18 protein-coding genes and 1 riboswitch are annotated in these 18,023 nt (G+C 35.2%); of the genes, 8 read left to right on the top strand and 10 right to left on the bottom strand.

The features are described from left to right. Nucleotides 1-140 precede the first annotated feature (140 nt). From ABWO41_RS05985 to ABWO41_RS05965, 5 genes are all read right to left on the bottom strand, one after another. Nucleotides 141-362: a DUF2795 domain-containing protein gene (locus tag ABWO41_RS05985; protein ID WP_017258669.1), complete on the bottom strand. Its 222-nt coding sequence runs from the start codon at nucleotides 360-362 to the stop codon at nucleotides 141-143. Between the two features lie 114 nt (nucleotides 363-476). After that, nucleotides 477-1,025, bottom strand: a complete 549-nt coding sequence (locus tag ABWO41_RS05980; protein ID WP_353134949.1) for a cob(I)yrinic acid a,c-diamide adenosyltransferase — start codon at nucleotides 1,023-1,025, stop codon at nucleotides 477-479. 1 nt (nucleotide 1,026) lies between these two features. Continuing rightward, complete coding sequence (locus ABWO41_RS05975) at nucleotides 1,027-1,719, bottom strand: ABC transporter ATP-binding protein (protein WP_353134946.1); 693 nt, start codon at nucleotides 1,717-1,719, stop codon at nucleotides 1,027-1,029. Between the two features lie 63 nt (nucleotides 1,720-1,782). Next, nucleotides 1,783-2,073 carry an Asp-tRNA(Asn)/Glu-tRNA(Gln) amidotransferase subunit GatC gene (gene gatC / locus ABWO41_RS05970; RefSeq protein ID WP_353134943.1) on the bottom strand — a complete coding sequence of 97 codons (291 nt, stop codon included), beginning with the start codon at nucleotides 2,071-2,073 and terminating at the stop codon, nucleotides 1,783-1,785. Then, on the bottom strand, nucleotides 2,063-2,830 hold the full coding sequence (locus ABWO41_RS05965; protein ID WP_353134940.1) for a 1-acyl-sn-glycerol-3-phosphate acyltransferase: 768 nt from the start codon (nucleotides 2,828-2,830) through the stop codon (nucleotides 2,063-2,065). The genes gatC and ABWO41_RS05965 overlap by 11 nt, the downstream gene beginning before the upstream one ends. A gap of 39 nt (nucleotides 2,831-2,869) precedes the next feature. Between ABWO41_RS05965 and trpS the strand changes: the two genes are divergently transcribed. From trpS to kdsB, 3 genes are all read left to right on the top strand, one after another. Beyond that, entirely contained in the window at nucleotides 2,870-3,865 is a 996-nt protein-coding gene (trpS, locus tag ABWO41_RS05960) for a tryptophan--tRNA ligase (protein WP_353134937.1), read from the top strand. A 24-nt stretch (nucleotides 3,866-3,889) separates the two neighbouring features. Next, nucleotides 3,890-4,510, top strand: a complete 621-nt coding sequence (locus ABWO41_RS05955) for a deoxynucleoside kinase (protein WP_353134935.1) — start codon at nucleotides 3,890-3,892, stop codon at nucleotides 4,508-4,510. Nucleotides 4,511-4,575: 65 nt separating this feature from the next. Then, complete coding sequence (gene kdsB, locus ABWO41_RS05950; protein ID WP_353134933.1) at nucleotides 4,576-5,232, top strand: 3-deoxy-manno-octulosonate cytidylyltransferase; 657 nt, start codon at nucleotides 4,576-4,578, stop codon at nucleotides 5,230-5,232. 147 nt (nucleotides 5,233-5,379) lie between these two features. Here kdsB and ABWO41_RS05945 read toward each other — a convergent pair whose 3' ends face one another. Genes ABWO41_RS05945 through mqnE form a run of 3 tightly spaced genes read right to left on the bottom strand, consistent with a single transcriptional unit; the run spans nucleotide 5,380 to nucleotide 7,982 of the window. Then, the gene (locus ABWO41_RS05945) at nucleotides 5,380-6,117 is read right to left on the bottom strand and encodes a menaquinone biosynthetic enzyme MqnA/MqnD family protein (protein ID WP_353134931.1); all 738 of its coding nucleotides are present in this window, start codon (nucleotides 6,115-6,117) and stop codon (nucleotides 5,380-5,382) included. Between the two features lie 27 nt (nucleotides 6,118-6,144). Beyond that, entirely contained in the window at nucleotides 6,145-6,786 is a 642-nt protein-coding gene (locus ABWO41_RS05940; RefSeq protein ID WP_353134929.1) for a histidine phosphatase family protein, read from the bottom strand. Beyond that, on the bottom strand, nucleotides 6,786-7,982 hold the full coding sequence (gene mqnE, locus ABWO41_RS05935) for an aminofutalosine synthase MqnE (protein ID WP_353134927.1): 1,197 nt from the start codon (nucleotides 7,980-7,982) through the stop codon (nucleotides 6,786-6,788). Before mqnE ends, ABWO41_RS05940 begins: the two co-directional genes overlap by 1 nt. Before the next feature lie 140 nt (nucleotides 7,983-8,122). Between mqnE and ABWO41_RS05930 the strand changes: the two genes are divergently transcribed. From ABWO41_RS05930 to ABWO41_RS05915, 4 genes are all read left to right on the top strand, one after another. After that, a complete protein-coding gene (locus ABWO41_RS05930) occupies nucleotides 8,123-9,235 on the top strand; it encodes a trans-sulfuration enzyme family protein (protein WP_353134924.1) in 1,113 nt (370 codons plus the stop codon). A 138-nt stretch (nucleotides 9,236-9,373) separates the two neighbouring features. Further along, a riboswitch (SAM riboswitch) is annotated at nucleotides 9,374-9,478 on the top strand. Between the two features lie 232 nt (nucleotides 9,479-9,710). Continuing rightward, nucleotides 9,711-11,012 (top strand): O-acetylhomoserine aminocarboxypropyltransferase/cysteine synthase family protein, encoded by a 1,302-nt coding sequence (locus ABWO41_RS05925; RefSeq protein WP_353134921.1) that lies wholly within the window; start codon nucleotides 9,711-9,713, stop codon nucleotides 11,010-11,012. A 154-nt stretch (nucleotides 11,013-11,166) separates the two neighbouring features. Beyond that, nucleotides 11,167-12,222, top strand: a complete 1,056-nt coding sequence (locus ABWO41_RS05920) for a homoserine O-acetyltransferase family protein (RefSeq protein WP_353134918.1) — start codon at nucleotides 11,167-11,169, stop codon at nucleotides 12,220-12,222. After that, a complete protein-coding gene (locus tag ABWO41_RS05915) occupies nucleotides 12,223-13,416 on the top strand; it encodes a homoserine dehydrogenase (RefSeq protein ID WP_353134915.1) in 1,194 nt (397 codons plus the stop codon). A gap of 107 nt (nucleotides 13,417-13,523) precedes the next feature. Here ABWO41_RS05915 and alaS read toward each other — a convergent pair whose 3' ends face one another. Next, nucleotides 13,524-16,160, bottom strand: a complete 2,637-nt coding sequence (alaS, locus tag ABWO41_RS05910; RefSeq protein ID WP_353134912.1) for an alanine--tRNA ligase — start codon at nucleotides 16,158-16,160, stop codon at nucleotides 13,524-13,526. Nucleotides 16,161-16,310: 150 nt separating this feature from the next. Between alaS and ABWO41_RS05905 the strand changes: the two genes are divergently transcribed. Next, on the top strand, nucleotides 16,311-17,240 hold the full coding sequence (locus tag ABWO41_RS05905; protein WP_353134909.1) for a hypothetical protein: 930 nt from the start codon (nucleotides 16,311-16,313) through the stop codon (nucleotides 17,238-17,240). Here the strand turns inward: ABWO41_RS05905 and ABWO41_RS05900 are convergent. Further along, a complete protein-coding gene (locus ABWO41_RS05900; RefSeq protein WP_353134906.1) occupies nucleotides 17,237-17,734 on the bottom strand; it encodes a DUF4251 domain-containing protein in 498 nt (165 codons plus the stop codon). The genes ABWO41_RS05905 and ABWO41_RS05900 overlap by 4 nt on opposite strands. Nucleotides 17,735-18,023 lie beyond the last annotated feature (289 nt).

The raw sequence follows: 18,023 nt of genomic DNA, 5'->3' as shown, positions 1-18,023 counted from the left end.
TTTTCCACTAAATTGAATACGAATATCCTTACGATAGAATTATCAGGAAGGTCTGATTGTAATGGGAATTATATAAATTTTGACAAATAATATAGGAAGCAATAAACAAAAAAACCGAAGTGTAAACTTCGGTTTTTTTGTTAGTACTCATCCTCATTAAAGAAAAAGTCGTCTTTTGTAGGATAATCTGGCCAGATCTCTTCTATATTTTCATACGGCTCGCCGTCATCTTCCAGTGCTTGTAAGTTTTCTATAACTTCTACAGGAGCACCAGAACGGATACCATAATCTATTAATTCATCTTTAGTAGCAGGCCATGGTGCATCTTCTAAATGTGATGCTAATTCTAACGTCCAATACATATATTTAGAATTTTAATTTATTCGCAAAACTATATTATTATTTAAAAGTTCCTAAAAAAGTTATCAACAATTTAAAGACCAAAATTATTGATATTTTGAAAGAACTAAATGCTATTACAATCTGGGAATCCAATTGTTTTCTTCTGCTCCCGCATTAAAGTTAATTTTTCTGGAAAGAACAAATAAATAATCCGACAATCTATTCAAATAGATTACAACCAATCCTTCTACCTGTGAATTCTCAGATAATTCAACTGTAAGCCTTTCGGCTCGCCTGCAAACACATCTGGCTATATGACAAAAAGAAGATGCGGTACACCCTCCGGGTAAGATAAAATGTTTTAAATCAGGGAGTTTATCTGTCATTAAATCCATTTCTTTTTCTAACAGTTCTACATCTGATTCAAATAGATTTGGAATTTTTTTGGTTGTCTTATCCGGATCGCTGGCCAACAAAGCACCAATTGTAAAAAGTCTGTCTTGAATTTCTTTTAACACTTCTTTATGGCGATGTTCAATTTCCTGATCCTTTATCAATCCCAAGTAACTGTTTAATTCATCTACGGTCCCGTAAGCCTCTATACGAAGATGATACTTTGGTACCCTGGTACCACCAATTAATGAAGTATGTCCTTTATCTCCGGTCTTAGTATAAATCTTCATTTCAAACTTTCGTAATCATGTCATCATTCTCTATTAAACCATCTCGCATTCTCACTATCCTGTGGGCATGCTGGGCAATATCTTCTTCGTGAGTAACTAAAATAATAGTATTGCCTTTGGAATGGATATCTTCCATTAAAGCCATAATCTCTACAGAAGTTTTTGTATCTAAATTACCGGTAGGTTCATCTGCTAAAATAATTGAAGGATTATTAATTAATGCCCTTGCAACCGCAACTCTTTGTCGTTGTCCGCCAGAAAGCTCATTAGGCTTATGATCTAATCTATTCTCTAAACCTACATTTATTAATGCTTGAGTGGCCCTCTCCTCCCTTTCTTTTTTTCCAACTCCTGCATAAATTAACGGAAGCGCCACATTATCCAAAGCTGTATATCTTGGTAAAAGATTAAAAGTTTGAAAAACAAATCCAATTTCTACATTCCTCACGTTAGCCAACTGATTATCTGTCATATGGCTTACATTAGTGCCATTTAAGATATATTCACCATGGGAAGGAGTATCTAAACATCCTAAAATGTTCATTAAAGTAGACTTTCCCGAACCCGACGGGCCCATTAGGGCAACAAATTCGCCTTTATGAATATCCAGAGAAACAGATTTTAACGCTTCAATTACTTCTGTCCCAATAACATACTTTCTCCCTATATCCCTTATTTTGATTAATTCCTCCATTTCAGAGTCAAGCTTTTAATAATATGTTATTAAGAGATCTTTAAGGCCTATTTGTTACAAAAACTATTTATTAATTACTTTAGATACTTTAAAGTACGCTTCGTTTTTTAGCGGAGCATTCTTTAATGCCTCTTCCCTTGTTAGCTCCTGCTTCTCAACATCTTCTCTAAGCACATTCACTTCGTCATTTAAATGAATCAAAGGAGCTACACCGGTAACATCTACTTCGTTAAGCTTTTCCATAAAGCTCAATATTTCGCTCAGCTCTACAATAGACTTTTCTTTTTCTTCTTCGGTTAAACTCAGCCTGCCTAAATGCGCTATTTTTTCTACCGTTTCTTTATCAATCTTCATCGCTATTATTCAATTCTTGGCTATAAGCCAGATAATTTACTTTCGAAAGTACGATTTCAAAAACATTATTTTTAAGATTTTCTTCATCTTTTAATGTTAAATCTTCTGTTTCAATAGGTTTATGTACATAAATATGGCTAATTCCCGGTCTGGTACCATATTTCGTCCCATCGTCCCAGAACAACTCCCAATTATTTTGTAGACTAACCGGTAATATAGGAATGTTATTCTCTATTGCTAATTTAAAAGTTCCGTTTTTAAAAGTATGCAACACAGGAGGATACTCATTACCGATCTTTCCTTCCGGAAAAATAATGAGACTCATTCCTCTTTTTAGCCTTTCATCAGCTTTTTTATATGCTTTATAGGCGCTCATTTTACTTTCCCGGTTTACCGGAACATCTACACTCTCAAAATAGGTTCTCGTAAATACACTGGACAATAATTCCTGTTTGCCCATAAAGAAAAAATTATTTTTCATTAATACACTCATTGCAAAAATATCCAGGTTGGAGGCATGATTAGCACATACCACATAAGTGCGGGACCAATCAATTTTTTCTTCATAATGTATCTTATAAAATATGCCGGACAAAACAGAAGCTACAAAGGCATTGGCTTTTCTTACTTTGTTAAGACACTTATAATGAGATTCTTTTCTAGAAAACAGCCACAGCAAAGGGTAAAGACAGAAGAAGCACAATGCTGTAAAAAAGGCATATAAATATCTGTGCAGAGACTTCAATAATCTTTTCATATTATCAAAAATATAAATTTTCTGTACTTTCGCTTTATTATGGAAACAGTTGTAAGTGGTATAAGATCTACTGGTAAATTACATTTAGGAAATTATTACGGGGCGTTGAGCAATTTTGTAAAAATGCAAAATGATTATAACTGCTTCTTTTTTATAGCCGATCTGCATTCTTTAACTACCCACCCAACTCCGGGCGATCTTTACAGTACAGTTCGTCAGGTTGTAGTTGAATACTTAGCTGCGGGAATAGATCCCGAAAAATCTACTATTTATATACAATCACATGTACCAGAAGTTGCAGAACTCTATTTGTACATGAACATGAATGCCTATCTGGGCGAATTGGAACGGGCTACTGCTTTTAAAGATAAAGTAAGGGCCAATCCGGATAATGTAAATGCTGGTTTGTTAACATACCCTGTTTTAATGGCTTGTGATATTTTGTTACATCATGGAACAAAGGTTCCTGTTGGAAAAGATCAGGAGCAACATTTGGAAATGACCAGAACATTTGGCAATCGGTTCAACAGATTGTACAATGTAGAATATTTCAAAGAAGCATTTGCATTTAGCTTTTCTGATAAACTGGTGAAAGTTCCCGGTTTAGATGGCAATGGAAAAATGGGTAAATCTAACGGAGACGCCAGCTGTGTTTATTTGTCTGATACGCCTGAAATCATACGTAAAAAAGTAATGAAAGCTGTTTCTGATTCAGGACCAACAGCAATGAATCAGCCTAAACCAGAAGCTATTCAAAATCTTTTCGATTTAATGAAAATAGTATCTGCTCCGGATACCCTTCAACATTTTGAAGATTTATATAATAAATGTGAAATTCGTTACGGAGATTTTAAAAAACAGTTGGCAGAAGACATGGTTTTAGCTACTGCACCAGTTTATTCTCGTATACAGGAGATATCTGAGGATGAGGAATACTTACAGAAAGTAATCAGATTGGGCGCAGAAAAGGCAAGAGAAAGCGCAACAAAAACCATTAAAGAGGTAAGAGAAATTATTGGTTTCAGACCATTTTAATCATTAAACTTAGAATAGCAAAATATGCATATAGCTGTTGTTGGTAATATTGGGGCAGGAAAAACCACACTTACAGAGTTACTGGCTAAAAATTATAAATGGGAAGCTTTATTTGAGACGGTAGAAGGAAATCCGTATCTGGAGGATTTCTATAATGACATGAAAAGATGGAGTTTTAACCTTCAGATATATTTTCTGAATAGCAGGTTTCAACAAATAAGGGATATTCAGGCTGATAGCTCAAGAAACGTTATTCAAGACAGAACCATTTACGAAGATGCTTTTATTTTTGCAGAAAACCTTCACGAAATGGGTTTAATGACCACTAAAGACTATGCAAATTACAGAGCTATTTTCGATAATATAACCGCTTATATTAAAGCACCAGATCTGCTTATTTACTTAAAGGCATCGGTACCTACTCTGGTAGAAAATATCCAGAGAAGAGGAAGAGATTATGAAGCCAGTATAAGGCTGGATTATTTGCAAAAACTAAACGAAAAATATGATGCGTGGATTAAACGCTATAATGACGGTAAACTGCTAATCTTAGATAAAGATAAATTGGATTTTGCCAATAAGCCTGAAGATTTAAGCTTTATAGTAGACAATATAGAATGCGAAATTAATGGTCTTTTTAAATAATTTGCCATGAAAATATTAGGAGTAATACCAGCCAGGTTTGCATCGACCCGATTTCCGGGAAAACCATGATACAGAGAGTATACGAAAAATCGGCATCTGCTACTACACTGAATGATCTGGTTGTAGCTACAGATGACCAACGTATTTACGATGCGGTTAAAGCCTTTGACGGCAACGTTATCATGACTTCTTCCCACCACCAAAGTGGAACGGACAGATGTGCTGAAGTTGCCGAGAAAATTACCGGTTACGATGCTGTAATTAATATACAGGGTGACGAACCTTTAGTAGATCCCAATCAGATCAATCTTGTTGCGGCATGTTTTAATTCTTCAGACACGCAATTAGCTACCCTGGTGAAGGTAATCAAAACCGCAGAAGAATTGTTCAATCACAATACGCCAAAAGTATTGCTTAATACAAAAAACGAAGCTTTATACTTTAGTAGAGAAACGGTCCCTTTCCTTAGAAATTATGAAAAAAAAGATTGGTTAAAACATCATACTTTCTATAAACATATTGGCATTTATGGCTATACGGTTGAAGTTCTTAAAGAAATAGCGAAATTATCTGTCAGCTCTCTGGAAAAAGCAGAAGCATTGGAGCAATTAAGATGGCTGGAAAGTGGTTACCGTATAAAAGTTTCTTTTACAGATTCCGAAACATTGGCGATTGACACACCTGAAGATCTGGAAAAAGTTTTAGCTGTTATTCAGAAATAATTTTTGTAAAAGCCGCTACTCTGTAAAAACAGGTAGTTGAGCGAGTTATTTTCTATTGAGAATTTAGCTGATGAAGAAGCAATGCCTTCTTCCTTGATTACCAATGGAAGAAGGTTAGCAAAAGATGTGTATATATTTCTAAGATAATTAGAGATCTTTAATATAGCTATGAAAAAGCTCTAAAGCTTCTATTTTCTTATCATTAAGAACAAAATCCAAATCGGAATGTAAATATTGTCGTAGATCGAATCCGTTATACTGAGGTAGGCTTTCCAGCACATTATCAATATGATTTATACCATACCGGAATGCTTCATTTAGCTCGTCTATGAATTCATCAGGAAGTTTTTTATTACTTACCCACGCAGCAAAAACAAAAGGCAAACCCGTAAACTTCATCCATTCTTCAGCCAAATCATATGTATATTCAAATTTTTGCTTCTTACCAAAAGTTCGGTCTCCAATCTGAACAAAGGCTGTTTTCTCTTGAGAAGAACTGCCGTAATCATCTGCATCTATAATCTTTATAGGATTGATTTCCCAAAAGTTCTTCATTAAAACCAAAGCCAGGTTATTAGACGATCTGGATTCAGGGTCCAACTGAATAAATTCGACTTCTTCTATAGGGCAGTTACTGAAAACAAATACAGAATTTACCTTACCGGTTGCTCCAATGCAATAGTTGGATATGATATGATATTCCTTTAAATTTAAGATAGCAGCTACGGGAATTAAACCAACGTCGGCTTTATCATCTATTAGCTTTTGTGCACACAAAGCTGGATAATCTACCTTTAAATCTATTTTATCTTTTATAGCAGAATGTTCTAAACCGTATAAAAAGGGTTTAGTATTGGTGTAACTAACCACCGAGAAACGAACCATAATAAGTAATTAAAAACGGGCAGTAAATTATTCTTCAATTAGTTGCAAATGAGCTAAACTATTGAATGTTTCTATTTCGTACTCTCCATCTGCATAATTTAAAATATAGAGTGAAGTATTCTGATGCGGAAAGAAGTCCATTTCTTTCAATTCTTTACCTGTAAGCTGGCACAATAACAAACGCATTGCCCGGCCATGCATACAGATCAGAATCGTTTTTTCATTTTCTTTATCTTTAGAAACAATATAATTCATTGCTTCCGCTTGTCTTTTATATACATCGTTGGGACTCTCTCCTTCTTCCGGTCTTGCATCGTAATCACCTGCATTCCAAGACTCTATAAGTTTCTCAAAATCTTCTCTAACTTCTGTAGAAATGCCTTTTCCTTCATGTTTCCCCCAGGCCATTTCATCTAGGCCAGCTACCTGCTCCCAAGGCAATGGAATTTCTAAAAATTTCTTAACTGTTTGATGAGTTCTTTTTAATGTAGATGTATAGACTTTATCGAAGGGAACCGATTTGTACATCTCATAAAACGCATCTCCCTGGGCAATCCCTGTTGCATTTAGATCTGCATTAATTCCCCTTCCCTGTACAACACCTGCTTTATTATAATCGGTTTCTCCGTGACGGATAATATAAATTTTCTTCTTGTCTGCGTTACTCATTATGAATTAATTACGGGTAAACTATAAAATTTAGGTTTTACTTCATCTTCAAACTCAAAATCTGTATAGTCGTTTATTACATTATATAAAGTATCTCTTTCTATAGGTTTACGCCCTACATCTTTAATTAGCCTTACTAACTGTTGGGTACTCATTGCCGGATTTTGTTCCTCTGCGCCCGCCATCGAATAAATTTTGGTGGTATCATCTAAAGTCCCGTCAATATCATCTACACCAAAATTCAAAGAAAGTTGAGCTGTATTTCTACTAATCATTGCCCAATAAGCTTTTATATGATCAAAATTATCCATATAAATACGAGCAATAGCATAATTCCGCAAATCTTCTACCACACTTACTTCTGGAACATCAGACATCTGATTATCTTTATTTCTAAATTTCAATGGAATAAATGCCTGAAAACCTCCTGTCTTATCTTGTAACTGGCGCAGGCGATCCATATGGTCTACACGATGCCAAAACTCTTCTATATGCCCATAAAGCATTGTAGCATTAGACCTCATACCCAGTTTATGAGCTTGCTCATGAATATCCAGCCATTGCTCTGCGGTACATTTATCATGGGCAATTTTTTCTCTTATTTCCGGATGAAAGATTTCCGCTCCTCCTCCAGGCATAGAATCTAAACCAGCTTCCTTTAAATATTTCATCCCATCGTAATGGGAAAGTTTAGCTTTTTTAAAGATATAGTAATATTCTACAGGTGTAAGCGCTTTAATATGTAAGTCTGAACGGTGTGCTTTGCATCTTGTAAAAAAATCGGCATAAAATTCCAGATTTTGTTTTGGAACCACTCCTCCAGTTATATGTACTTCCGTTACCGGTTCTTTATCATATTTCTTCACGATATCTATCATGCCGTCAACATCCATTTCCCAACCTTCTTCGCGTTGTTTAATCATTCTGGAATACGAACAGAATTTACAGTCATACACACAAATATTGGTAGGTTCTATATGAAAATTTCTGTTGAAATAGGTTAAATCTCCGTGTCTCTTATTACGTATGTAATTTGCTAAAATACCTAAATATGGGAGATCGGCTTGTTCGTAAAGATAGACGCCTTCATCAAAACTAATTCTTTCTTCGTTCTTAACTTTTTCTGCTATTTTTCTTAAACCCGGGTTTAAGTTATTGTTACTGAGAAGGCTTTCTATTTGGTGATCGTTATTCATCAGCAATTTTTTCTCAAAAATAAGAAATAATAGCATGTACTAGGTTTTTTTAATGTAAAGAACTTACCGCATGAACAGAAAAATGATTTTTTAAGGTTATTTAGTTTCTAAATTTCTAATTTAGCTCAAAATAACTCCACATGAAAATTGAAACCATATCTATACATGCTGGAAATAAACTGGATGAAGATAGTCGCGCAGTTACCCAACCCATAGTTTTGTCAAGTACTTTTGAAAGAGGAGAAGACGGTGGCTATCCTTCAGGTTACATGTATAGCCGGATAGACAATCCGAACAGAAAATCTTTAGAAAACGTTATTGCCAAATTAGAAAACGGTGCAGATTGTTGTGCTTTTGCAACAGGGAATACGGCAGGCATGTCTGTCTTCCAATGTTTAGAACCGGGAAGTCACGTAATCTGTCCGGATGACATGTACCACGGACTAAGAAACCAACTAAAATTTGTTTTTAAGGGTATTATAGAGCTGGATTTTGTTGATTTAACACAAGTAGATGAGATAGAAAAATATGTTAAAAGTAACACCCGAATGATTTGGGTAGAAACACCTTCCAATCCATTATTGAAAATAGCAGATATAACTGCTATTTCAGCCGTTACAAAAAAACACAATTTAAAACTTGTTGTAGATAATACATTTGCCACACCATATGGACAACAGCCACTTGCTTTAGGCGCCGATCTGATTATGCATTCGACAACCAAATACTTAAACGGACATTCTGATGTTTGTGGAGGTGCTGTAGTTACCAAAGAGAAGGATTCTTTTTGGGAAAGGATGAGAAACTTGCAGGTCCTTGGTGGTGCGGTTCCCTCCCCTTTCGATTGTTATCTGGTAACACGTGGTATTAAAACTTTAGCCTACAGAATGAGAGGCCATGAATATAATGCTTTCGAACTGGCAAAATATTTAGAAGCTCATCCTGCCATAGAACGTGTGTTCTATCCCGGTTTAAAATCTCATCCTCAGTTCGATTTAGCCCGTAAACAAATGACTTCTTTTGGAGGAATGCTATCTTTCTGTGTCAAAGGAGGTGAAGATCCGGCCAGGAGATTAGTAAACAATGTAAAGATATTTACACAGGCAACAAGTTTAGGCGGCGTAGAAAGTTTATTAGAACATCGTTACTCTATTGAAGGGCCAGACTCCAAAACTCCAAAAAATTTAATTCGGGTGTCCGTTGGATTAGAAAATCTAGAGGATTTAATAATGGATTTGGACACAAATTTGTAACTTATTCTGGTTTTGATCTAAAAAAATTAAAGCAAATTATAAAAATCCAAAATTTAATTTGGAAGTATAAAATATTATTTACTAAGTTTGCATCATATTGGTTGAAATACCAAGATCAATTCCTCTTTAAAAGGTCTTGATTTATAAAGAAGTGGTAAGAGATCAGGCTCTACGACCCACTGGCAACCTTCCAACAAGTACGGAAAAGGTGCCAAATCCTGCCCCGAAAGGGAAATATAAATAATTAAGACATGAAAAAATCTATTTTTTACAATTCTGGAAAATTACATCAACGTAGTATAACACATATTAGTCTATATCACCAATCTATGGCTAATTGTTGTATGTGTTGCTGTATGTGCTAATTCCCAGGCACTGCAAATCTTTGCCTATATTGCAGAAATTTGTAAAAGAATTTGTGCAAATCGCATAATCTAAAAAAACAGAATTAATTTAAACTTTAATCTAACAAGAAATGTCAACACAAAATTTGAAATTCGAGACTTTACAAGTACATGCAGGACAAGAAGTGGATCCTACTACCGGTTCAAGAGCAGTTCCAATATATCAGACTACTTCTTATGTTTTTAATAATAATGAACATGCAGCAAATCTTTTTGCTTTAAAAGAGTTTGGGAATATCTATACCCGAATTATGAATCCTACCACAGATGTGTTTGAGAAAAGGGTTGCTGCTTTAGAAGGTGGCGTTGCTGCTTTAGCAACTTCTTCTGGCCAGGCCGCACAGTTTCTTACTATAACAAACATTCTTCAAGCTGGAGACAATTTTGTTACTACTGGTCGTTTATATGGCGGTACCTACAATCAATTTAAAGTACAGTTTAAACGTTTAGGCATTGAAGCCAGATTTGCAAAAAATGACAATCCTGAATCTTACGAAGAACTGATTGATGAAAATACTAAAGCTTTATATGTAGAAACTATTGGAAATCCTGAACTCAATATCCCTGATTTTGACGGAATAGCTGCAGTTGCTAAAAAACATGATTTACCTTTTATAGTAGATAATACTTTTGGTGCAGGAGGTTATTTATTCAGACCTATTGAACACGGAGCTAATATTGTTGTTGAAGCTGCCACTAAATGGATAGGCGGTCACGGAACAAGTATTGGAGGTGTAATTGTTGATGCAGGAAATTACAACTGGGGTAATGGAAAATTCCCACAATTCTCAGAACCTTCCGAAGGATATCATGGCCTGGTTTTCTCTGATGTATTTGGTGTAAATGGTCCTTTTGGAAATATTCAATTTATTATCCGGGCAAGAGTGGAAGGTTTAAGAGATTATGGTGCAGCAATCTCTCCTTTTAACTCCTTCTTATTGATTCAAGGTTTAGAAACACTTTCTTTAAGAGTGCAGAGACATGTGGATAATACTTTAGAATTAGCAAAATGGTTGGAAACGCATCCGAAAGTAAAATCGGTAAATTACCCTGGTCTGGAATCTTCTCCTTATCATGCATTGGCTAAGAAATATTTAAAAAATGGCTTCGGTGGCGTCTTATCTTTCGAAGTTGTTGGAGATAAAGAAAATGCAACAAAGGTTATCAATGCACTTAAGTTAACCAGTAACCTGGCAAATGTGGGAGATGCAAAAACATTAATTATCCAGCCATCTGCAACTACTCATCAACAATTAAGTGAGCAAGAGCAAATTGCTGCCGGTGTTAAACCAGCCGCATTAAGGGTTTCGGTTGGTATAGAGCATATAGATGATATCAAAGCTGATTTTGAGCAAGCTCTTGCCACAATTTAGTAATAAGACTGTGTTTAAAAATATCGTCATTTCTTATGATTGAATAAGTCTCTGTCCGAAATACCTTGGGCAGAGATTCTATTCCAAATTTATTTCGGAAAATCAGTATAACATATTTTTAAACGTCTTCAAAAATAGAAGCATAGACTATAAAATGAATTTTAAGGTATACCAACATAAAAAGGAGTTTAGGCTGGAGAATGGTAAGAAATTGGAAAATCTGGAAATTGCTTATCATACCTACGGCAAGCTAAATAAAGAAAAAAATAATGTTGTTTGGGTATGCCATGCCTTAACAGCAAACTCAGATGTTTTTGATTGGTGGAAAGGTTTATTTGGCTTAAACGATTATTTCAATCCCGAGAATCATTTTATAGTTTGTGCTAATATCATAGGTTCACATTATGGAACTACTAATCCTTTAAGCATTAATCACAGCACTGGACACCCTTATTTTCTTTCCTTTCCGCAGTTTTCTATTAGAGATCTGGTACAGGCACATCAAATTTTAGCCGATCACCTCGACATCAAAGATATTGACGTTTTAATAGGTGGCTCTCTCGGAGGACAGCAAGCATTGGAATGGGCTGTTATCGAACCTGGAAGAATGAAAAATCTGATTGTTATGGCCACTAATGCCGCTCATTCTCCATGGGGAATAGCCTTTAATGAATCACAAAGATTAGCCATTGAAACAGACAGGACGTTTTATGCTAACCAGATAAATGGCGGGCAAAAAGGACTAAAAACGGCAAGAAGTATTGCCTTGTTATCTTATAGAACAGCAATATGCTACAACAAGACCCAAACTGAATACGAACTGGATAAAACAGCTTATTTTAAAGCTTCTTCTTATCAAAATTACCAGGGAGAGAAATTGGTTAAAAGATTCAATGCTTATAGCTACTACTATCTCACTAAAGCCATGGACAGTCATAATTTGGGACGCAGCAGACAAAGTATAGCGCATGCATTAGGAAAAATAAAAGCCAGTACACTTTCTATAGGTATTACTTCTGATTTATTATTTCCTGCGACAGAACAGAGATTAATAGCAGAACATATTCCTGGGGCCAAGTATTATGAAATTGATTCTGTATACGGTCATGATGGATTTCTTTTGGAAGTCAAAAAATTAGAAAATATCATTTCGAACTTTTTGCAACAAAAAAGTGTAGAAATAAAACAAGAAAAATTACTTACAGCATAAATGGGAAAAAAATTAAATATAGGACTATTCGGTTTTGGTGTTGTTGGACAAGGTTTGTATGATATCTCTGTTTCAAAAAATCTGAACTTCGAGTTCAAAAAGATTGCAATTAAAGATCCTAATAAAAAAAGAACTCTTCCCGAGTCTCTTTTTACTACAGACCGATGGGAAATACTGAACGATCCTGAAATCAACACTATTATAGAATTGATTAATGATGCTGACGCAGCTTATGAAATAGTAACAGAAGCTTTAAAAAGAGGGAAAAGCGTAGTTTCTGCAAATAAAAAAATGATCGCTACCCATTTAGAAGAACTGGTACAATTACAGGAACAACATGGTTCTTCTCTGCTTTATGAAGGCTCTGTATGTGGCAGCATTCCTATTATCAGAAATTTGGAAGAATACTATGATAATGAATTACTTTTCGCCATAAGCGGAATATTTAACGGCTCTTCTAACTATATTCTATCTAAGGTATTTAATGAAAATCAGCCTTATGACAAAGCCTTAAAGCAGGCCCAGGATTTAGGGTTTGCGGAAACTGACCCAACTTTGGATGTTGGCGGTTATGACGCTAAATATAAAGTTGCTATTGCTACTGCTCATGCTTATGGAATATTTATAAATCCGGATGATATTCTAAATATTGGCATCCAAAATTTAAGTAATGAAGACCTGAAATATGCAAAAGAAAAAGGCAAAAAATTAAAACTAGTACCTATCGCCAGAAAATTAGATGATGCCAATGTGGGAATTTATGTATTACCTAAACTGGTTTCTAAAGACGATTTCCTGTTCAACGTGGAAAATGAATATAACGGGGTGAGCGTACAAGCTGCTTTTGCAGATCAACAGTTTTTCTTTGGAAAAGGTGCAGGAGGACATCCTACCGGTGCGGCTGTATTTTCCGATGTTTCAGCATTGAGGTATGAATACAAATACGAGTATAAAAAAGCGAAGCAAGGATCAAAACTTGCATTAAATAATAAACAAGTTATCGAAATTTATCTCCGATTTAACACTTCTGATTTATTAGATAAGATTGATTTTTTAGATATTTCCGAGAATTACAGTTCCAAAGACTATCATTACATCATTGGAACTTTAACTATTGATGAACTTATTCTTAAAAAAGAAATAATCCTGAATGATGGCGCTTTTGTTGCCGAAACTGGTAAACAGATTTTATAAGTACTGGCACAATTTTGTCAAAACAGAGATCTACTACACCATTCATTTATAATATTAAAAATCCTGTCTGCAAACAGACAGGATTTTTAATATTATAATTACATACTTTAAACCAAATAGCTTTCAGCTTTTTCAAGAGCGATTTTTAAACCTTCCGGATTTTTACCTCCTGCGGTTGCGTAAAAAGGTTGTCCGCCTCCGCCCCCATTAATCTCTTTAGCTAATTCTCTAATGATTTTACCAGCATCCAAACCACGTTCCTGAACTAAATTTTCAGAAATCATAATCGTTAAATTAGGTTTTCCGTCTATACTGGATGCTAAAACTAAAAACAGATTATCAAAAATATCTTTTAATTGATAAGCCAGATTTTTTATTGCATCTGGGCTAGGTAAGTCAATTTCTTGTGCAATAAATTTAATGCCATTAACAATTTTGGCCTTTTCTTTTAATCTTTCTTTAAGCGTTGTCGCTTTTTCCAAAACAGACTTCTCTATCTCTTTTTTTAGTTTATTATTTTCTTCTAACAAAGTCTCCAGGCTTTTGGTAAGATCTTTTGGATTCTTTAAAAGCTCCTTAATTTCTGTTAATAGACGACTTTGATTATTGATATATTCTTCTGCTTTTAAAGCTGTAATGGCTTCTATCCGCCTTACTCCAGCAGCAACTGCGCTTTCGGAAACGATTTTAAAATAACCGATTTGTCCTGTTGCCCCCACATGAGTTCCTCCACAAAGCTCTTTTGAATAATTATCATCAAAAGTGATTACACGAACATAGTCACCATATTTTTCACCAAATAATGCCGTTACACCACTTTCCAATGCTTTTTGATAAGGCACATTGCGCTCTTCTTTTAATGCAATATTCTCTCTTATTTTCTGATTTACTATAGCTTCAATCTGTGCGACTTCAGCATCTGTAACTTTAGAAAAATGAGAAAAATCGAAACGTAGAATGTCTTCATTAACCAAAGATCCCTTTTGATTAACGTGATCTCCCAATACTGTTTTTAATGCTGCATGCAATAAATGTGTCGCCGAGTGATTGTTCTCTGTAAGTGTTCTTTTAACTACATCTACTTTTGCACTAAATTCAGCATTCAGATCATTTGGAAGTTTATCTGCAAAATGAATAATTAAACCGTTTTCTTTTTTCGTATCGTTAATTCCAACTGTTTCTGAGTCACCAATTAAAAAGCCCGCATCACCAACTTGCCCCCCACTTTCTGCGTAAAACGGAGTTACGTCCAACACCAGTTGATATTGTTCTTTACCTTTGGCCTTTACTTTTCTGTATTTTAATATTTTAGATTTAGCTACTACGTTATCATAACCAACAAACTCCACTTCCTCACCTTCGTTGACTGTAACCCAATCTCCTGCGTCAATAGCTGTAGCTGCTCTGGAACGCTCTTTTTGTTTTTGAAGTTCTGCGTTAAAGCCTTCCATGTCAACAGCTAAATTTTGTTCTCTGGCCATTAACTCGGTCAGGTCAATAGGGAAACCATAAGTATCATATAGTTCAAAAGCAAATGTCCCGTCTATCTTCCCCTTTTTATTTTCCTGAATATATCTTTCAAAACGATTAATACCGTTTTCCAGAGTTCTTAAAAATGAATTTTCCTCTTCTAAGATAACTTTCTGAACAAAGTCTTTCTGAGAAATTAATTCGTCAAAAACACCTCTAAACTGCTCTGCCAATAAAGGAACCAGGTTATTTAAAAAAGGGTCTTTAAAGCCCAGATACTGATAAGCATAACGTACGGCTCTCCTTAGAATACGACGTATAACATATCCAGCTTTGTTATTAGAAGGCAACTGCCCGTCGGCAATAGCGAAAGCAATAGCTCTTATATGATCTGCCATTACACGCATTGCAACCGCCTGATTCCAGTCTTTATCTGCCGGTGTCGCATCTGCGTTATATGGTATGCCTGAAGACTCAGCAATAAAATTAATTATTGGGGTAAAAACATCCGAATCGTAATTAGATGTTTTGCCCTGTATAACACGCACTAAACGCTCGAAGCCCATTCCTGTATCCACATGTTGGGCTGGAAGCTTTTTCAAAGAGCCATCTTTTAAACGATTGAACTCCATAAAGACATTGTTCCATATTTCTATAACCTGAGGGTCATCTGCATTCACGAGAGTAGCGCCATCTATTTTAGCCCGTTCTTGATCAGATCTGTTATCAAAATGAATTTCAGAGCATGGACCACAAGGACCTGTATCACCCATTTCCCAAAAATTATCTTTCTTGTTTCCTTTCAATATTCTGCTTTCGGGAACAAATGCTTTCCAGAAATTATAAGCATCCTGATCCATGGGTAAGCCTTCTTTTTCGTCACCTTCAAAAACTGTCACATACAAACGTTCCTTATCCAATTTTAAAACATCTGTAAGTAGCTCCCAGCTCCAGGTAATAGCTTCCTTTTTAAAATAATCTCCAAAACTCCAGTTACCCAACATTTCGAACATCGTATGGTGATAGGTATCAATCCCTACCTCTTCCAGGTCGTTGTGTTTACCCGAAACACGCAAACATCTCTGCGTATCAGCAACACGTGGATATTTAATTGGGGCTTCTCCTAAAAACAGATCTTTAAATTGGTTCATACCTGCATTGGTAAACATCAAAGTAGGATCGTTCTTAACAACAATTGGTGCAGATGGAACTATTTGGTGGCCTTTAGATGCAAAAAAGTCTAAAAATGCCTGACGAATTTCGTTAGCAGTCATACTCATAATAGCTTGCAAAGATAAAAGATGAAACGTATTTTTCTGATATGTTTTTCAATTCAAGACAGATATATTCTATTTGAATTAGGAATTGAGCCAATTTTCTAGCTAATTTGCGGCAGAAAACTATATTTAACAAGAGCATAATTAATGAAATCCGTTTTTTTGTACTTATACCTTTTGCTTACCCTAACATCAATAATATCCTGTCAATCAAACAGTAATAAAGCAGAACACAAAACAAAGGATTCAATAAATTTTGAATCTATAAAAGGAATTACCTTCCATGAAGTAAATCGTAAATTTGAGAACGGACTTTCATTCGACACAATTGGCTTTCAACAGGAACCCGAATGGATTATTAGATTTCAGCGTAACGATTCTGTTGAAGTTTATTCTTATGAGTTAAAGAAACTCGTTGGTTTTTATTTACACCATGACCATAAAAACTACTATAACTTCGCCAGGGAATGGTTTGCAGTTAAGCTTTTATCCAAAGACAGTATCATATTACAACGTTTAGAAGTTAAAAGTCTTAGAGTAAAAAACGATGACAGATCTAATGTTTACATGACTTTTTATTCAGAAGACTATATGGATAAAGTGCTGCGCAAAAATAAAGAGGAATTAATGCGCCCGAGTGCCAAAGATACAGCATTTGTTAGGGAAAGGATAGATTTGGCAAATGCACACCCTTTAGATTCTGCCTACTTATTTGCAGCAAGAAATCCTGTAAAATTAGAGAGTAAAAGCAAAGCGATTATGGTAGAGAAGTTTTCCTCTTTTGATCCCCTCACAAAAAGCAGTTCTTATGATTACCTGTATCCGGAATACAAGATTAACATTAAAAATGCCTATAAAAATTTCAACTATGCTTTCAGGATTGTTGTGGATACTTCTGGTAAGATAACTGTTTATGACTTTCCTACTTATGAGGAAGACACCAAAGAAAACATGAAGAAAGTTCTACAGGGAATCTGTGATATTTATTTAAGCAATCTGTTAAAAGTAACGCCCGGAAATACGTTAGGAATTCCGCAAGCATCTTTAATTACAGTATATGTAAAAGGCAAATCTTAATTGCTTTCCACTTCCTTTTTCTCGGGTTTCCGAATAATATATCCGTAAAAAGAGATATTAGAACGTTGATTACTATTTACACTGAGTGTTGCATAACCGTTGTCCGATATGGATAGATTCATGGAATTCACTTCTCTATAATCTTTAGGAACAATTGTTATATCCCACCCGCTTTTTCTCCCTTTTCTTTCTTTATATTCAAAATTCTTTGAAGTGAATTTAATTCCGCCCTGCGTGGGATCTATCGGTGCTGTAAAGGCGCGCCCAAAAAATGGCAAGTAAGCTTCAATTTCTATTTTCCCTATTTTAAGGTCATATTCACTGGTTAAATTAACTGTTCGGCCTCTTTGCGTTAAAGCATTCTGAGCCACAAAAATATATTCCTGTTTTTTAATCAGTTCCTTTAACTCATCTCCTTTTACTTGCGAAAAAAGATCACTGTTTGCCATCAGTAATATCACTACCGAAAAAGCTACTATTTTTAAAAATTTCATGATGCAAATATTATTATGTATTAACGTTAAAAAATCGGTAAAGTTTTATGCTGATATTCTGTTAACAGCTAACAGAACTTTATCTTCCCGGGAGCAAACCCTATCCCCCTCATCTTGATGGAAGGATAACCTATCCCTCGAATGCTCTCGTATGCGAGTTAAGTTAAGAGTCCCCCTCATCCGCCCGTTGGGCACCTTCTCCCTCGGGGCTACTGTGTGTACACAAGTTTGATTAAAAAACCGGAAATTAGAAAAATGAATAGTCCTGTTAATAGCAATCCTGATTTTA

The sequence above is a fragment of the Pseudopedobacter sp. genome, from assembly GCF_040392825.1.
Taxonomy (GTDB): Bacteria; Bacteroidota; Bacteroidia; order Sphingobacteriales; family Sphingobacteriaceae; genus Pseudopedobacter.
The sequence above is the reverse complement of the archived record's forward strand: the minus strand, read 5'-3'. Positions and strand labels throughout refer to the sequence as shown.

Excerpts from the sequence above, each read along its gene's own strand:
- ABWO41_RS05945 (WP_353134931.1), bottom strand. The coding sequence starts at position 6,117 with ATGGTTCGTTTCTCGGTGGTTAGTTACACCAATACTAAACCCTTTTTA.
- ABWO41_RS05940 (WP_353134929.1), bottom strand. The coding sequence starts at position 6,786 with ATGAGTAACGCAGACAAGAAGAAAATTTATATTATCCGTCACGGAGAA.
- ABWO41_RS05975 (WP_353134946.1), bottom strand. The coding sequence starts at position 1,719 with ATGGAGGAATTAATCAAAATAAGGGATATAGGGAGAAAGTATGTTATT.
- gatC (WP_353134943.1), bottom strand. The coding sequence starts at position 2,073 with ATGAAGATTGATAAAGAAACGGTAGAAAAAATAGCGCATTTAGGCAGG.
- ABWO41_RS05900 (WP_353134906.1), bottom strand. The coding sequence starts at position 17,734 with ATGAAATTTTTAAAAATAGTAGCTTTTTCGGTAGTGATATTACTGATG.
- kdsB (WP_353134933.1), top strand. The coding sequence starts at position 4,576 with ATGATACAGAGAGTATACGAAAAATCGGCATCTGCTACTACACTGAAT.
- alaS (WP_353134912.1), bottom strand. The coding sequence starts at position 16,160 with ATGACTGCTAACGAAATTCGTCAGGCATTTTTAGACTTTTTTGCATCT.
- ABWO41_RS05980 (WP_353134949.1), bottom strand. The coding sequence starts at position 1,025 with ATGAAGATTTATACTAAGACCGGAGATAAAGGACATACTTCATTAATT.
- ABWO41_RS05930 (WP_353134924.1), top strand. The coding sequence starts at position 8,123 with ATGAAAATTGAAACCATATCTATACATGCTGGAAATAAACTGGATGAA.
- trpS (WP_353134937.1), top strand. The coding sequence starts at position 2,870 with ATGGAAACAGTTGTAAGTGGTATAAGATCTACTGGTAAATTACATTTA.
- mqnE (WP_353134927.1), bottom strand. The coding sequence starts at position 7,982 with ATGAATAACGATCACCAAATAGAAAGCCTTCTCAGTAACAATAACTTA.
- ABWO41_RS05965 (WP_353134940.1), bottom strand. The coding sequence starts at position 2,830 with ATGAAAAGATTATTGAAGTCTCTGCACAGATATTTATATGCCTTTTTT.
- ABWO41_RS05905 (WP_353134909.1), top strand. The coding sequence starts at position 16,311 with ATGAAATCCGTTTTTTTGTACTTATACCTTTTGCTTACCCTAACATCA.
- ABWO41_RS05985 (WP_017258669.1), bottom strand. The coding sequence starts at position 362 with ATGTATTGGACGTTAGAATTAGCATCACATTTAGAAGATGCACCATGG.
- ABWO41_RS05920 (WP_353134918.1), top strand. The coding sequence starts at position 11,167 with ATGAATTTTAAGGTATACCAACATAAAAAGGAGTTTAGGCTGGAGAAT.
- ABWO41_RS05955 (WP_353134935.1), top strand. The coding sequence starts at position 3,890 with ATGCATATAGCTGTTGTTGGTAATATTGGGGCAGGAAAAACCACACTT.
- ABWO41_RS05925 (WP_353134921.1), top strand. The coding sequence starts at position 9,711 with ATGTCAACACAAAATTTGAAATTCGAGACTTTACAAGTACATGCAGGA.
- ABWO41_RS05915 (WP_353134915.1), top strand. The coding sequence starts at position 12,223 with ATGGGAAAAAAATTAAATATAGGACTATTCGGTTTTGGTGTTGTTGGA.